We start from the raw sequence: 16,495 nt of genomic DNA on the forward strand, positions 1-16,495 counted from the left end.
GGCGGGCCGGGCCGAGGAGCCGGTGGCCTGACCGCCGGGTCAGCTCAGGGCGCGGAGGAAGCGTTCGGCGATCGGGACGGCGCTGGCCGTGCTCGATCCACCCTGCTCGACGAAGACGGCGAACGCGACGTCCCCCCGCCAACCGACGAACCAGGCGTGGGTGTGCGTCGGGTCGTTGTCGTACTCGGCGGTGCCGGTCTTGCCGTACACCGGATCCCCCGGCACGTCGGCCAGCGTCCTACCGGAACCGGCGGTGACCACCTCGCGCATCATCGTCTTCAGCCCGGCCACCGACTCGGCCTTCAGCGGCGGGCCGGACCCGGCGGGCGCGGCCGGGGCCGGGTCGAGCACCAGCTTGGGCTGCTCCCACCGGCCGCGGGCGACGGCGGCGGTCGCCCCGGCCATGGCCAGCGGGCTGACCACTGTGGTGCCCTGGCCGATCGCCGCGGCGGCCTGCTCGGTCGGGCCGCCGCCGGTGGAGACCTTGCCGGTGAAGACGTCGGCGCCGAGGTCCCAGCGGCCCTCCAGGCCCAGGGTACGGCCGGTGGCGGCCAGCCCGTCCGGACCGAGCTGCGGGGCCAGCGCGACGAACGCGGTGTTGCAGGACTTCGCGAAGTCGGTCCGGAACGGCACCCGGCCGAGGACGAAGTCGTCGGAGTTCTTGAACGACCGACCGTCCACCACGCGGGTCTTCGGGCAGTCGACGACGGTCTGCGGGGTCACCGCGCCCCGGTCCAGCAGGCCGAGGGCGCTGACCGTCTTGAAGGTGGAGCCCGGCGGCACCTGGGCGGTGAAGGCGAGGTTCTCGCCGGCCGCCCCGGGGCCGTTGGCGGCGGCGAGCACCGCGCCGTCGCTGATCCGTAGCGCCACCACCGCCGACCGTCGCTTCTCGGCCCGCAACGCGGCGTCGGCGGCGTTCTGGGTGGCCACGTCGAGGCTGGTGCGTACCGGCTGACCGGCGGTGGGCTCCTGCCGGAACGCCTCGGTGACCACCGTGCTGCCCCCCTCGGGGGTGGGCCGGCGGATCTCCACGGTCGTCCCGGGGGCGCCGCGCAGCCGCTCGTCGTAGCGGCCCTGGAGGCCGCCGTGCCCCACCAGGTCACCCTTGGCGTAGAGGTCGGGGTGGGCGGCCAGGTCGTCGGCCTGCGCCTGGTCGACCGTGCCGAGCAGGGCGCGGGCGAACTCCCGGGTGGGGGCCAGGTCGAGCTTCTCGGCCCGGAACGTCGTCCCCGGCAGGTCGTAGATCCGGGACCGGATCTGCCGGTACGCCTCGTCGCGCAACGTCACCACCTCGACGAAGGCGTCGGGGTCGGCCGCGCTGAGCCGCTGCGGCAGATCGGTCAGGTCGACCGGTGGGCTGATCGGCGGCCGAACCGCCTTGAACGCCGCGTCCAGCCGGGCGACCAGGGCCTTGACGTCGCCGGCCTCGCTCGGCTGCACCCCGATCCGGACCACCGGCCGGGGCGTCACGATCGGTTGGCCCGCGCCGTCGAGCACCCCCGCCCGGGGCGCGGCGGTCCGCCGCAGCGCCAGCCGGTCGCCTCTGGCCAGCTGCTCGTGCAGCACCTGGGGCTCCCAGATCACCTGCCACTGGTCGCCGCTGTTCTGGCGCAACCGGACCGGCCGCTGGTAGGCCCAGGTCGCCCCGCCCGGCAGCGCCCACCGGATGTCGACCCGGGCGGTGGCCAGGTTCTTGGTGATCTCGACGTCACCGACGCGGTCCAGGGTGGGTGGGGTGGCGGCGAGGTCACCGGAGAGCTTCTTGATCTCCTCGGCGACGGTGGCGGCGGGCACCCTGGCCCCGGTGGCCTCGACGAAGCCCACCTCGTCGAGCTTGCCGGAGCGCCAACCCGCGAGGAACGCGTCCACGCTGTCGTCCAGCCCGTCGTCGCCGGAGCAGCCGACGAGGGTGGCCGCCGCCAGCGCGCAGGCGGCCAGGGCGGCGAGCCACCGCCGAGGGGGAGTGCCAGGGCGGCGGTACGGGTACGACAGGGGCATGGAGCTGCACCTTCCGGAGGGCGGGCTGCCCTGCACGCTAGTACGCGCCCGCCGCCGGCACTGCCCCGCGCCACCGGCCCGGCCGCCGGGGCGCACCTGACGGCTGCCGGATCCGGGCGCTCCGTGACCGCCCGGTGGGCGGATCGCGACGGGCCGGCGGCGGGCGGGGACGCGGACCCGCGGGTGTTCGGCGGCGGGCGAAGACGCGGACCCGCAGGTGTGATGAACATCCCGAGACGGGGTACTCGGCACCCGGCCGCTCGGGCATCTGCAACGGATGCCAGGCCAGCGTCTCGAACCGGACGTCCCACCGGTGGTCCGCCGACGCAGACACGCAACGGCAGGGCCTATGGTGGGGCGGCAGAGTGACCCACAACGCGGTGGGTCGTCGAGGGGAGTGGCACCGATGGACCGGCGTCCGGCGATCAAACCGGTACCCGACCTCCGGCAGGGCGACACGGGCCGGGACGACAGCTTCGATTCGGCGACCGACGGGGACAGCCCGCCCGCCGGGGACGGCTACGGTCGACTCGACACAGGCGTGACCGGGATGACCGGTTCGAGTATCGACACCCTCTACGACCTGGGGCTTCCGGTGGAAGCGCTCGGCGACGACGTGGAGGACGCGGCACTCGACGAGCCGGTGCCCAACGCGGAACGCCTGGTCGCCCAGGCGGTGGCGCTGGCCGGCGACGACCACGACGCGGCGACCCTGGTGGGGCGGTTCTGGCGGTTCGCGCCGGACGAGGAGCTGATCGGGTTCACCGCCGAGGAGATGCTCGACGCGGCCCGCGCGCACCGGGACCTGGCCCAGCAGCGGGTGCCGGGCGAGCTGAAGCTGCGCATCCACTCGCCCGACGCCGACCAGCACCACACCGTCGTCGAGATCGTCACCGACGACATGCCGTTCCTGGTGGACTCGGTGACCGCCCTGCTCAACGCGCACCACCTCGACGTACACCTGCTGGTGCACCCGCTGGTGGTGGTCCGGCGGGAGCCGCTGGGCCGGCTGACCGAGGTCTCCGCCGACGTGGAGCCGGACGACGCGATCGCCGGTGACCTGGTCGAGAGCTGGATGCGGATCGAGATCGACCCGGTCCGCGACGCGGACCAGCGCGACCAGTTGCGCCGCGAGTTGCAGCGGGTGCTCACCGACGTGCGGGAGGCCGTCGAGGACTGGCCCAAGATGCGTCAGCGGGCGCTGGCCCTGGCCGACGAGCTGGCCGCGGCCCGGACGGCGGACGACCGCCCGCCGGTGCCGGAGAAGGACATCACCGACTCGGTGGAGCTGCTGCGCTGGCTGGCCCACGACCACTTCACCTTCCTCGGCTACCGGGAGTACCGGCTGGTCGACTCCGGTGGTCAGGGCGGCCCGGCGCTGGAGGCGGTGCTCGGCACCGGCCTGGGCATCCTGCGGTCGGACTCGCCGGAGGCGCGGGCGCTGTCGTCGATGACGCCGGAGGCGCACGAGAAGGTGATGGAGAAGCGGCTGCTGATCATCACCAAGGCGAACTCCCGGGCCACCGTGCACCGTTCGGCCTACCTGGACTACATCGGGTTCAAGATCTTCGATGAGGCCGGCGAGGTGGTCGGCGAGCGGCGGTTCCTGGGCCTGTTCTCCACCGCGGCGTACCGGACCAGCGTGCGGGAACTGCCGGTGGTCCGCCGCAAGGTGGCCGAGGTGCTGGACCGCTCCGGCCTGAGCCAGCGCAGCCACTCCGGCAAGGACCTGCTCCAGATCCTGGAGACCTACCCGCGTGACGAGTTGTTCCAGATCAAGACCGACGACCTGTACCACGCGGTGGTCGGCGTGCTGCGGATGGCCGGCCGCCGGCAGCTGCGGGTGTTCCTGCGCCGCGACGCGTACGGGCGGTTCATCTCCTGCCTGATCTACCTGCCCCGGGACCGGTTCACCACCCAGAACCGGCTACGCATGCAGGACATCCTGCTGCGCGAGCTGAACGGCGTCGGGGTGGACTACACCACCCGGGTCACCGAGTCGATGCTGGCCCGGGTGCACTTCATCGTCCGGACCGACCCGAACCGGCCGCCGGGGGAGATCGACGCCGACCTGCTCGCCGAGGAGCTGGCCGACGCCACCCGGCTCTGGGACGACGACTACCGCCTGGTGCTGGAGCGCAAGCTCGGCGACGAGCAGTCGAAGCACCTGTTCACCCGGTACGCCGACGCGTTCCCGGAGGGCTACAAGGACGGGCACACGCCGTACGAGGCGATGAAGGATCTGGCCAAGCTGGAGCTGCTGGAGGAGCCCGGCCAGCTGGAGATGCACCTGTTCCGCAAGCAGTGGGCGCCCCGGCCGGGGCAGCGCGACACCGGCGCGGACGAGGCGATGGACGTGCGGTTCAAGGTCTACCGCTACGGCGAGCCGATGATGCTCTCCGCCGTGCTGCCGGTGCTGCACTCGTTGGGCGTCCGGGTGGTCGACGAGCACCCGTACGAGGTGGACCGGATCGACGGCCGGGTCTTCCTGTACGACTTCGGGCTGCGGCTGCCCGAGGGGCACCAGGAGCTGGCCGAGGTGCGCCCGCACGTGGAGAACGCCTTCGCCGCCGCCTGGCGGGGTGAGGCCGAGGTGGACGGCTTCAACGAGCTGGTGCTGCGCGGCGGTCTCACCTGGCGGCAGGTGGTGGTGCTGCGGGCCTACGCGAAGTACCTGCGGCAGACCGGGGCGGTGTTCTCGCAGGAGTACATGGAGCAGACCTTCATCGCGTACCCGCGGATCGCGGCGCTGCTGGTGGAGCTGTTCGAGGTGCGGTTCGCCCCGGACGGGCGCGACGCCGGGCAGCGCCGGGAGCGCAGCGGCGAACTGGTCGACGCGGTCGGCGTCGCCCTGGACGACGTGGCCAGCCTCGACCAGGACCGCATCCTGCGCGCCTACCTGACGCTGATCCAGGCCACCCTGCGGACCAGCTTCTACCAGAAGCGCGCCGACGGGCGGCCCAAGCCGTACGTGGCGTTCAAGCTGGACCCGCAGTCCATTCCGGACCTGCCGGCGCCCCGGCCCAAGTTCGAGATCTTCGTGTACTCGCCCCGGTTCGAGGGCGTGCACCTGCGGTACGGGCCGGTGGCCCGGGGCGGGCTGCGCTGGTCCGACCGGCGGGAGGACTTCCGGACCGAGGTGCTCGGCCTGGTCAAGGCGCAGATGGTGAAGAACGCGGTGATCGTGCCGGTGGGCGCCAAGGGCGGCTTCGTGCTCAAGCAGAAGCCGGGCGACCGGGACGAGGCGGTCGCCTGCTACCAGGAGTTCGTCGGCGCGATGCTCGACGTCACCGACAACATCGTCGCCGGGGAGATCGTCCCCCCGGCGGACGTGGTGCGGCACGACCCGGACGACCCCTACCTGGTGGTCGCGGCGGACAAGGGCACCGCCACGTTCTCCGACATCGCCAACCAGATCTCGGCGGCGCACGGCTTCTGGCTGGGCGACGCGTTCGCCTCCGGTGGCTCCGCCGGCTACGACCACAAGAAGATGGGCATCACCGCCCGGGGCGCCTGGGAGTCGGTCAAGCGGCACTTCCGCGAGCTGGGCCACGACACCCAGACGGCTGACTTCACCGTGGTCGGGGTCGGCGACATGTCCGGCGACGTGTTCGGCAACGGGATGCTGCTCTCCGAGCACATCCGGCTGGTGGCCGCGTTCGACCACCGGCACATCTTCCTCGACCCGGATCCGGACGCCGCGACGTCGTTCCGGGAGCGCAAGCGCCTGTTCGACCTGCCCCGCTCGTCCTGGGAGGACTACGACCGCGCGCTGATCAGCGAGGGTGGCGGGATCTACCCGCGTACCGCCAAGTCGGTGCCGCTCTCGCCGCAGGTGCGCGCGGTGCTCGGCCTCGACGACGACGTCACGCAGCTCAGCCCGGCGGAGCTGATGAAGGCGATCCTCACCGCGCCGGTGGACCTGTTCTGGAACGGCGGCATCGGCACCTACGTCAAGGCGTCCAGCCAGACCAACGCCGAGGTCGGCGACAAGTCCAACGACGCGATCCGGGTGGACGGCAGGAGCCTGCGGTGCCGGGTCGTCGGCGAGGGCGGCAACCTGGGCTGCACCCAGCACGGCCGGATCGAGTACGCGGCTGGCGGCGGCCGGATCTACACCGACTTCATCGACAACGCGGCCGGGGTGGACTGCTCCGACCACGAGGTGAACATCAAGATCCTGCTCAACACGGCGGTCGCCGACGGCGCGCTGGACGTCCCCGCCCGCGACGAGCTGCTGGCCCAGATGACCGACGAGGTCGCCGAGCTGGTGCTGCGGGACAACTACGACCAGGCGCGGGCGATCAACAACTCGCAGGCCCAGGCCGCCTCGCTGCTGCCGGTGCACCGCCGGATGATCAGCGAGCTGGAACGGGCCGGCCAGCTCGACCGGGCGCTGGAGGCGCTGCCCCCGGACGAGGAGCTGGCGGTACGCACCGAGTCCGGGTTGACCGCGCCGGAGTTCGCCGTGCTCCTGGCGTACGTGAAGATCGTGCTGGAGCGGGAGATCCTCGCCGAGGGCCTCGCGGACGAGGAGTGGACGACCAGGGTGCTGGTCGACTACTTCCCCACGCCGATGCGCGAGCGGTTCGCCGACCGGATGGCCCAGCACCGGCTGCGCCGGGACATCGTCACCACCGTCCTGGTCAACGAGGCGATCAACCGGGGCGGCATCTCGTTCGTCTTCCGGGTCGTCGAGGAGACGGCCGCGTCGGCGGCCGACGTGATCCGGGCGTACGTGGTGGTCCGGGAGGTCTTCGGGCTGCGGGAGCTGTGGGACGCCGTCGAGGCGCTGGACAACCGGGTCTCGCCGGAGCTGCAGACCAGCGTCTACCTGGACACCCGGCGGCTGCTCGACCGGGCGGTGCGCTGGCTGGTGAGCAACCGGCGCTCGCCGATCGACGTGCCGGCCGAGATCGAGCGGCTCCGCGACGGGGTGGCCCGGCTGCTGCCCGACCTGGAGGACCGGTTCCACGGCAGCGAACGGGAGTCGCTGCGGGCGCACATCGACGCGATGACCGCCCGGGGTCTGCCGTCCGGCCTGGCCGAGCAGGCGACCCGGCTGATGTACAGCTTCGGGTTGCTGGACGTGGTGGAGACGGCGCGCACCAGCGGGCGGGACGTCGGCGAGGTGGCCTCGGTCTACTTCGTGCTCTCCGACCGGTTCCGGGTGGATTCGCTGCTGTCGAAGATCTCCCTGCTGCCCCGGGAGGACCGCTGGCAGACGCTGGCCCGGATGGCGCTGCGGTACGACCTGTACGCCGCGTTGGCCGCGCTCACCGGGGAGGTGCTCGACTCCACGGCCGGCGACCTGTCGCCGCAGGAGCGGGTGCTCCAGTGGGAGCAGTCGAACGCCACCTCGATCCACCGGGCGCACCGGGCGATGGGGGAGTTCGACGAGTCGCGGGCCGACCTCGCGTCGCTGTCGGTGCTGCTCCGGCAGATCCGTACCCTGGTGCGGACGTCGGCGGCGGCCTGACGGTACGGCGACCCGCGCCCCCGGTTCGTCACCGGGGACGCGGGTCGGTGTGCTGCCTCGGGGTGCGGTGCCCACGCGGCGGTGGACGGGTGCCGGGTCAGGACGTCAGCGTCGCGAAGACGATCACGTTGTCCCGGTAGCTGGCGGCGCTCTCGTCGAACTGGCCGCCGCAGGTCACCACCCGCAGTCCGGGCCGGTCGTTCGGGCCGTACACCAGCTCGGTGGGGAACTGCTCCTTGGGGTAGGACCGCACCTCGTCGACGGTGAAGGTGGCCGTGCTGCCGTCGGCCCGGGAGACCGCGACGAGGTCGCCCGGCAGGAGCGCGCCGAGTTGGAAGAAGACCGCCGGCCCGAGCTTCGCCGAGTCGACGTGCCCGACGATCACCGCGTTGCCGGTCTCGCCGGGGCTGGTGCCGGGCTCGTACCAGCCGGCCCGCTGGGCCTGCTCCAGCGGGGGCACCTGGACCGTGCCGTCCGGGTTGGTGCCCAGCGGCATGATCTCCGCGTTCACCCCGATCTTCGGGATCGTGATGGTGGTGGGGGCGGACCGGGGCAGCGGGTCGGGGCCCGCCGGCGCGCCGGCGTCGGCCGGGATCCCGGCGTCCGGGTCGTCGACCGGCCCGGCGTCCGGGTCGGTGGCCGCCGGGGCGGTCTGCGGCGCGGCCTGGGCCGCCGGCTGCGGCGGACGCGGCGGGGGCGTGGTACGCAGGGACGCGCCGACGAGGCCGGAACCGGCCATGGCGAGCAGGACGACGACGGCCGCGCCGGCGGCTCGCCACGGTCTCCCGTGACGGCCGCCGGCCCGTGTCGCCGTCAGGTCAGCCGAGCTCATCGACCCGACGCCGACGCATCAGCACGATGCCGCCGAGGGCAGCCGCGCCGATCATGCCCGCCCCGCCGGCGACCATGCTCCGGTCGGCACCGGTGGTGGTCATCCCACCGTCGCCGCCGTCGACGTGCCCCCTCGGCAGGACGACGAGTTCGCCCTCGCCGCACGAGCCGTTCAGCTCGTACCGGCCCGGACGGGCGTCCCGGGAGACCTCGGCCTCGCCGTAGTAGACGAAGTCCTTCTTGTGCTCCCAGCCGCCCTCGTCCTTGCCGTGGTCGTACTCCTCGTCCTCGCCGTACCCGTCGTGGCCCAGCCAGTCGTCCTCGTCGGACTCCTCGCCGTAGCCCGGCTTGCCGTGTTCGCCGGACTCTTCGCCGGGCTTGCCGTGCTCTTCACCGGGCTTGCCGTGCTCTTCGCCGGGCTTGCCGTGCTCACCGGACTCCTCGCCGGGCTTGCCGTGCTCTTCGCCGGGCTTGCCGTGCTCGTCGCCCTTGCCCTCGTCGCCCTTGCCGCCGTGGTCCGGACCCTGGTCGGCGGCCATGAAGCCACCGCCCCGGCCGCCGGCCGGTGGCTGCCCGCCGTCGGCCGGCGGCTGTCCACCCTCGGCCGGCGGTTGCGGCTTGGGGCCGTTGTCGTCGGGGCCCTTGCCGTCAGGACCCTTGCCGTGGTCCTCGCCCTTGCCTTCTTCGCCCTTGCCGTGGTCCTCGCCCTTGCCGTGGTCCTCGCCCTTGCCGTGGTCCTCGCCCTTGCCTTCGTCGTCCTTCCAGTCACCGTGGTCCTCACCCCGGCCCTCAGCCGGCTTGAGCTTGACCTTGCCGGTGACCTTGGACCAGACGAAGGCGTGCTCCTGCGCCTCCGGGCAGATCTCGATGAGCTTGACCTCTTCGCCGGGCTTGACGACGTGCGGCTTGGCGAAGACCTTGCCGTCCCGGCTCTCGCCGTCGTGGTGACCGTCCGCGAACGCGATCCCCGGCGTGAATACCAGAAGGGACGCGCCACCGAGAGCGGCACCCGCGACGACCTTCCCGAGCATCTTGTTAGCCATGACCTGCGTCACTCCATCCCCTGTTGTCCTGAGCCCGACGACAGTCGAGCTATGACCAACGTTAGACGGTTTCACGACTTATTCGGGGAAAGATTCGTGTTTTCGGCTTTAACGATGGTGCGGGGCATAAGGGGGCTAGGGGGCTTGTGTTGGCATTTGCCACCCCGACGCGCGGTTGGTGCGCTGCCGGCCGAGCTGGGCGGGGATACCCTCGTCGGGGGCCGGAGTGCCGGTCCGGGCGTTGCGGGCAGGTTGCCGCAAGGTATCGAGCCATTGCCATGGAAGCGCTCCCATGCAAGAATCCCTACACGCGGTTCGGGGAGCCACACCGCGCACGGCAGAGGTCGAGGGCAACCGGTGCACCGGACGACATCGCCGCCGACCGGTCCCACGGGGCCGGTGCAGCTCGCCACCACCACGCCCGCCCCCCGGGTCGGGCACCCCCCGAGATGTCCCGTTGGCGCCGGGCTCGTCCGTACCCCAGGACGCTCACGCGCCACTTGCCGGTCCCCATGCGGTGCCGGTCTCGCCCAAGGAGTGCAAAAGGCATGAATCTGTGGAGAAGTATGTCCGCCCGACGCCGGGCGTTCGCCCTCACCGGGGCGAGCGTGCTGGTCGCGGGCGGGCTGGTGACCATCCCGGTCACCGCGGCGCAGGCCGCCACCCAGTGCAGCATCGACTACACCACCAACGACTGGTCCGGCGGCTTCACCGCGAACGTCACCATCCGCAACGTGGGTGACCCGATCAGCAACTGGACCCTCGGCTTCACCTTCCCCAACAGCAGCCAGCGGGTGACCCAGGGCTGGTCGGCCAAGTGGTCGCAGAGCGGCCAGAACGTGACCGCCACCAACGAGTCCTACAACGGCTCGCTGGGTCGCGGCGGCAGCACCACCCTCGGCTTCAACGGCTCGTGGAGCGGCAGCAACCCCAAGCCGACCTCGTTCACCCTGAACGGGGTGGTCTGCGGCGGTGTCACGCCGACGACGCCTCCGCCCACCACGCCTCCGCCGACGACGCCCCCGCCCACCACGCCCCCGCCGACCACGCCTCCGCCGACGACGCCCCCGCCCACCACGCCCCCGCCGGGGCAGAAGGTGGACAACCCGTACGCCGGGGTCAAGGGTTACGTGAACCCGGAGTGGAAGGCCAAGGCGGACGCCGAGGCCGGTGGCAGCCGGGTCTCCAACAACCCGACCGCCGTGTGGCTGGACCGGATCGCCGCGATCAACGGGACCCCGGACAGCAGCTCCAACGGCGCGATGGGCGTCAAGGACCACCTGGACGCCGCCCTCGCCCAGGGTGCCGGCTACATCCAGTTCGTGATCTACAACCTGCCCGGCCGGGACTGCTCGGCGCTCGCCTCCAACGGTGAGCTGGCCGCCGACGAACTGCCGCGCTACAAGGCGGAGTACATCGACCCGATCGCCGCGATCCAGAGCCAGGCCAAGTACGCCAGCCTGCGGATCATCAACATCATCGAGATCGACTCGCTGCCGAACCTGGTCACCAACACCTCCGGCAACGCCGGTGGCACGGTGCAGTGTGACGTGGTGAAGGCCAACGGCGCGTACGTCAACGGTGTCGGCTACGCCCTGGCCAAGCTGGGCCCGATCGGCAACGTGTACAACTACATCGACGCCGGCCACCACGGCTGGCTGGGTTGGGACACCAACTTCGGCCCGACCGCCGACATCCTGAAGACCGCCGCGGTCGCCTCCGGCAGCACCGTGAACAACGTGCACGGCTTCATCACCAACACGGCGAACTACTCCGCCCTGAAGGAGCCGTACGTCAAGATCACCGACACGGTGAACGGCCAGACCGTCCGGCAGTCCAAGTGGATCGACTGGAACTACTACGTCGACGAGCTGTCGTTCGCCCAGGCGTTCCGCACCAAGCTGGTCTCGGTCGGCTTCAACAGCAACATCGGCATGCTGATCGACACCTCCCGTAACGGCTGGGGCGGCACCGCCCGGCCCACCGGCCCGGGCGCGACGACCAGCGTCGACACCTATGTCAACGGTGGCCGTGTCGACCGCCGCTTCCACGCCGGCAACTGGTGCAACCAGGCCGGTGCGGGTCTGGGCGAGCGGCCGAAGGCCAACCCCGAGCCGGGCATCGACGCCTACGTCTGGGTCAAGCCCCCGGGTGAGTCCGACGGCTCCAGCTCGCTCATCCCGAACAACGAGGGCAAGGGCTTCGACCGGATGTGCGACCCGACCTACACCGGTAACGCCCGTAACGGCAACAGCATGAGCGGCGCACTGCCCAACGCGCCGATCTCCGGTGCCTGGTTCTCCGCTCAGTTCCAGGAGCTCATGAAGAACGCCTACCCGGCGCTCTGACGGACCTGCCCGCCGCGGCTGGAGTGAGGCACTGACGCGGTAGGGCGCACCCGGGCCCCCGGTCCGACCGAGAGGTCGGACCGGGGGCCCACCCGTGGTACCGGCGTCCCCGTGGGGTGATGGATGGCGCGCGGGCACGCCGTGGCACGGACCCGGCGCGAAGCCCGCAGCGGAGCCGGATCCGCCCGGCGCGACGCCCGCAGCGGAGCCGCATGCGCCCCGGCGCGGCAGCGCCCGCAGCGGAGCGGGATCCGCAGGGTCAGGGCACCGTCCGCTCCACCGCGGCCCGGCCCAGTTCGGCCAGGTCACGGCGAGCCCGTTCCAGGTTCGCGGGCGTCAGGTCCTGACCGCGTGCCATCACCAGGTCCTCCGGCTCCCAGGGCTGTTCGGCCCCGGTGCGGATCTCGTCCCCACCGGCCCCGGTGCCGGTGCCGGTCGCCCCGGTGCCGGCGGCGTACGGGTCACCGATCAGGTCCGCGGTCGGAGCGTCGGCCGCCGCCGTCGGGCCGTCCGGCTCGACGAACGACGGGTTCGCCGGGTCGACGCCACCGGCCCGGGTCATCCGTGGCACGGTGGAGTCGTCGTCCACCGCGGCGGCCACCTCCGGGCGCTCCTCCAGCGGTCGGTTCGGGTCGCGATCGGTCATGGTGCCGCCCTCCTGTCCCAGACGCGTTGCCGCGCCCCGGGTACCCCGTCCGGGCGACCCCATGCCGGGCGCGGATCAGACCTCCCGGGCCTCCTCGGCGGTGGGCGGCACGACCGGGCGCAGCCACTGCCAGGCCAGCATGAGCAGTCCGAAGACCAGCATCGCCAGCCCGGCCCACAGGTTGATCCGGACGCCCTGCGCCTTGTCGATCTCGGCAGCCGAGTCGAAGAGGCCGACCAGCCCGACGATCACGCCGTACGCGACGAAGAGGCCACCGATCACCCGGCGGATGTCGAACAGCCGGGCGGCGGCGGACCGCTTCCGTTCGTTCTCGGTCTCGGCGACCTGCGGGTCGTCCGCCCGCTCGCTGTGCTGGTCCATGGCCTACGCCTCCCTCTCGTGACGGACCGGGCTCAGAAGACCGGGATGTAGAAGAGCACGGCCAGCACCAGCGCGATCGCACCGAGCAGCACCGGCGACCGCCACCAGACCTGGTCCCCGGCGAGCACGTCGCCCTTCAGGTCGATCCCGCCCATCCCGTAGACCAGGCCGTGCAACTCCTCGGCCCGCTTGGGGCGGGTCAGTGGGGTGACCACCGCCGCCACCACGGCGACCGTGACGAACGCGATGCCCGCGCCCCAGAAGCTCTCCTCCAGGTCGGAGTTGAAGTGCACCACGCCGGCCTTGTAGAGCAGGTAGGTCGCCAGCGCGGCCAGCGTGCCCGCCAGCAGCGACCAGAAACCGGCCAACGCGCTCATCCGCCGCCAGAACATGCCGATGATGAACGTCGCGAAGAGCGGGGCGTTGAACAGCGAGAAGAGCGCCTGGATGTAGTTCATGATGTTGCTGAACCCGGCGGCGATGAACGCGGTGCCAATGCCGACCACCACGCCGACGACGGTGGCGATCCGGCCGATCCGGATGTAGTACTCGTCGGACCGCTCCCTGCGGACGTACGCCTGCCAGATGTCGTAGGTGAAGACGGTGTTGAAGCCGCTGATGTTGGCCGCCATGCCGGCCATGAACGAGGCGACCAGGCCGGTGACCGCGATCCCGAGCACCCCGTTGGGCAGCAGGTCGCGCATCAGCAGCGGGATCGCGTTGTTGTAGACCAGGTCACCGGACTCGGCACCGAGCCCCTTGACGGTGACCAGCGCGATCAGGCCGGGGATCACGGTGACCACCGGGATGACCAGCTTCGGGTACGCGGCGATGATCGGCGTACGCCGGGCGGCGCTCATGTTCTTGGCCGACAACGCCCGCTGCACCTCGGCGAAGTTGGTGGTCCAGTAGCCGAAGGAGAGCACGAAACCGAGCCCGAACACGATGCCCAGCCAGTGCGCGCCGAGCGGGTTGGCGGTGCTGCCGGTGCCCTCCCAGGCGTGCAGCCCGGCCTCACCCAGCTTGGAGTCGCGGACCGACGCCATCAGGCCGGACCAGCCGCCCACCTTGACCAGGCCGATGACGGTGATCGGCACCAGGCCGGCGATGATGACGAAGAACTGGAGCACCTCGTTGTAGATCGCGCCGGAGAGCCCGCCGACGGTGATGTAGGCCAGCACGATCGCCGCGCCGACGACGATCGCCAGCCAGAGCGGCCAGCCGAGCAGCGCCTGCATGATCAGCGCCAGCGCGTACAGGTTGACCCCGGCGATCAGCACCTGGGCCACCGCGAAGCTGATCGCGTTCAGCAGGTGGGTCGGGCGGTTGAACCGCAGCCGCAGGTACTCCGGGACGCTGCGGACCCGGGAGCCGTAGTAGAACGGCATCATCACGATGCCCAGGAAGATCATCGCCGGTACGGCGCCGATCCAGTAGTAGTGGACCGTCATGATGCCGTACTGCGCGCCGTTGGCGGCCATCCCGATGATCTCCAGGGCGCCCAGGTTGGCCGAGACGAAGGCCAGACCGGTCACCCAGGCGGGTAGCGAGCGCCCGGAGAGGAAGAAGTCGACGCTGGTACGGATCGCCCGGCGGGCGGCGAAGCCGACGCCCAGCACGGTGACGAAGTAGAGCGCCAGGATCCCGTAGTCCAGCGCGTTCATGTCGAGTCTGAGCCCGGCACCGTCCATCGCCCGCCACCCTTCCGCCGCGTCGTCGGCACTCGCCGGGCGCGCTATTACCCTCCGTGCGGGCTTTCATGCCGTCCGTCCGGGTCGATTCGGCGTCGATCCGGCGACGCCCCGGCCGGGAGTGGCTCCGGCCGGGGCGTCGCGTGTCGGTGTCGTCGGTCCGGCGCCGGTCAGCGACCCAGCACCCGGTCCAGGAAGTCGCGGTACTGGCGGACCGCCACCCGGAGCTGCTCGGTGTCGGCCTCGCCGGCACCCTGCCAGCCACCCAGCTTCTCCTTCTGCGCGGCGAGCGCCTCGGAGAGGGAGCGGATGGCCTCCTCGACGAGCGACTGCGCCTCGCCGGCGGCGGCCCGGGGGTCGTCGACGAACCGGAGCTGCACGTCGCGCCACCGGTCCCGGAAGCCCTGCGCGGCGTCCGTCTCGAACAGGGTGGCGGCGTCGCTGGGCACGTTCCCGGTGCCGGGTCCGTCGGTCTCCGCCGCGCCGCCGGCCGCCGCTGTCGCCGTCACCCCGGCGGGGGTCGGGTCCGGGTCGGCCACGACCGGGGTGGCGCTGCCGTCATCGGCCAGGTCGGTGGTGTCCCGGTCGGGCGTCGCCGGGGCGCCGCCGCCGGCCGTCCACCGGTCCCGGTCGTGGATCCGGTCCGCCGCGGTGGGGTCGGCCCGCTCGTCGTCGAACGGCCCGGTCCGCCCCGGAGCCCCGTCGCCGGGCAGCGCGGTGTGCTCGTCCCGGGCGTCCCGCTCGTCCTGCGCTCCGCCGGCCAGGGCCGACGCGGCGACCGCGTCGCCCACGCTGGTCGCCCCGAAGGCGGTCGGCAGCGGGGCCGGCTCGTGGAACTCCGGCCGCCGGTCCCCGTCGCGGTCGGCCACACCGTCGCGCTCGGCCGGGGCATCCCGTTCGCCCACGGCGTCCCGGTCGACCACGATGTCCCGGTCGCCGGTGCGCTCCCGGTCGTGCGCGTCGTCCCGGTCGACCACGGTGTCCGGGTCGTTCGCTCGGTGCCGGTCGTGCGCGTCGTCCCGGTCGGCGTCGTCCAGCGGGTACGGGCGGGTGCCGTCCCGGTCGTCGTCGGTCCCCGGCCCGTCGAAGGTGCCCCGGTCGTCGAGCGCGTCCTCGGGCGTCCCGGCGTGCCGGTCCCGGCCGTGCCGGCCGGTGGTGGCGTCCCCGGCGGCCGGCGGCGGAACCGCCACCGGAGTGGACCGGACGACCTCCGGGTGGTCGTTGTTGAGCTGCTGCTCGTCCTGGCGCATGGCGGTGGTCTCCTCAGCGGGTGGTGGCGTCCTGCGGGCTGTCCGGGTGCGGCTGCTGCTGGGGGCGGGGTCCGACCGGTTCCTCACCCAGCAGGTCGGCGAAGAGCGCCCGGTAGTGGACGACGGCCTGGCGGAGGTCCTCGGTGCCGGCCTCGCCGCGCTCGTTGCGCAGCCGGATCTCGTGCGCCTCCCGGTAGTGGGTCAGCGTGCGGGCGTGCTCCACGGAGAGGTGGGCGACCTGCTCGGAGAACTCGCCGGTCGGGTAGCCGCGATCGGCGATCAGCCGGCTGACCAGCTCGTCGGCGTCGGCGACGGTCTCGGCCGGGGCGTCGACGAAACGGACCTGGAGCTCCTCCCAGGCGGCGGCGTAGCGGGCGCGGTCCTGCGGGTCGAGCGGGGTGAGTTCCAGCTCCGCGTGGCGGCGCTCCCGCTCGCGCAGCTCCCGTTCGGCGGCGCCCCGGCTGTCCTGCTCCGCGACCACCCGGTCGTACTCCGGGCCGAACCGGGACCTCAGGGCACGTCGGCGGTTGGCCACCACGGCCACGGCGACCAGCGCCGCCACCACCAGTACGACGAGAACCAGTAGGACTATCTGCGTGGGCGACATGGCTCCTCCTTCGCCCCGGGGTATTCCCTCCCCGCACTGATCACCAATCCCGATCCGGCGAATTTCCTCCGCCGCCCGCCCACCGGAGCATGACGAACCGGGCACGGCGCCCGTCCGCGGGCGATCGGGTGACGAATGCCCGGCAGGTTTTTCCGCCGCTCCGCACGGACGGACGGCGGCCGTCGCGTGGGCCGACGGGCCGCCGCCGATGCCTGATCAGC

10 protein-coding genes are annotated in these 16,495 nt (G+C 72.3%); 2 read left to right on the plus strand and 8 right to left on the minus strand.

The features are described from left to right. Positions 1-39: 39 nt before the first annotated feature. Entirely contained in the window at positions 40-1,998 is a 1,959-nt protein-coding gene (locus GA0070623_RS24105; protein ID WP_067314188.1) for a penicillin-binding transpeptidase domain-containing protein, read from the minus strand. A 406-nt stretch (positions 1,999-2,404) separates the two neighbouring features. Between GA0070623_RS24105 and GA0070623_RS24110 the strand changes: the two genes are divergently transcribed. Then, positions 2,405-7,477: an NAD-glutamate dehydrogenase gene (locus tag GA0070623_RS24110; protein WP_067314186.1), complete on the plus strand. Its 5,073-nt coding sequence runs from the start codon at positions 2,405-2,407 to the stop codon at positions 7,475-7,477. Positions 7,478-7,574: 97 nt separating this feature from the next. On the opposite strand, the gene GA0070623_RS24115 is transcribed toward GA0070623_RS24110, so the two are convergent. Further along, the gene (locus GA0070623_RS24115; RefSeq protein ID WP_067314192.1) at positions 7,575-8,294 is read right to left on the minus strand and encodes a class F sortase; all 720 of its coding nucleotides are present in this window, start codon (positions 8,292-8,294) and stop codon (positions 7,575-7,577) included. A gap of 1 nt (position 8,295) precedes the next feature. Next, the gene (locus GA0070623_RS24120) at positions 8,296-9,351 is read right to left on the minus strand and encodes a putative sodium/potassium/calcium exchanger (RefSeq protein ID WP_067314190.1); all 1,056 of its coding nucleotides are present in this window, start codon (positions 9,349-9,351) and stop codon (positions 8,296-8,298) included. 548 nt (positions 9,352-9,899) lie between these two features. On the opposite strand from GA0070623_RS24120, the gene GA0070623_RS24125 reads away from it, so the two are divergent. Then, positions 9,900-11,699: a glycoside hydrolase family 6 protein gene (locus tag GA0070623_RS24125; protein ID WP_067314184.1), complete on the plus strand. Its 1,800-nt coding sequence runs from the start codon at positions 9,900-9,902 to the stop codon at positions 11,697-11,699. 259 nt (positions 11,700-11,958) lie between these two features. Here GA0070623_RS24125 and GA0070623_RS24130 read toward each other — a convergent pair whose 3' ends face one another. The 5 genes from GA0070623_RS24130 to GA0070623_RS24150 form a co-directional block, all read right to left on the minus strand. Next, complete coding sequence (locus GA0070623_RS24130; protein ID WP_067302955.1) at positions 11,959-12,345, minus strand: hypothetical protein; 387 nt, start codon at positions 12,343-12,345, stop codon at positions 11,959-11,961. 75 nt (positions 12,346-12,420) lie between these two features. Continuing rightward, on the minus strand, positions 12,421-12,726 hold the full coding sequence (locus tag GA0070623_RS24135) for a hypothetical protein (RefSeq protein WP_067302959.1): 306 nt from the start codon (positions 12,724-12,726) through the stop codon (positions 12,421-12,423). A 32-nt stretch (positions 12,727-12,758) separates the two neighbouring features. Beyond that, positions 12,759-14,417: a sodium:solute symporter family protein gene (locus GA0070623_RS24140; protein WP_067302962.1), complete on the minus strand. Its 1,659-nt coding sequence runs from the start codon at positions 14,415-14,417 to the stop codon at positions 12,759-12,761. 170 nt (positions 14,418-14,587) lie between these two features. Further along, complete coding sequence (locus tag GA0070623_RS31720; RefSeq protein ID WP_067302965.1) at positions 14,588-15,667, minus strand: hypothetical protein; 1,080 nt, start codon at positions 15,665-15,667, stop codon at positions 14,588-14,590. A gap of 13 nt (positions 15,668-15,680) precedes the next feature. Next, positions 15,681-16,274, minus strand: a complete 594-nt coding sequence (locus GA0070623_RS24150; RefSeq protein WP_067302969.1) for a hypothetical protein — start codon at positions 16,272-16,274, stop codon at positions 15,681-15,683. Positions 16,275-16,495 lie beyond the last annotated feature (221 nt).

The sequence above is a fragment of the Micromonospora rifamycinica genome (assembly GCF_900090265.1).
In the GTDB taxonomy this organism is placed as follows: Bacteria; Actinomycetota; Actinomycetes; order Mycobacteriales; family Micromonosporaceae; genus Micromonospora; species Micromonospora rifamycinica.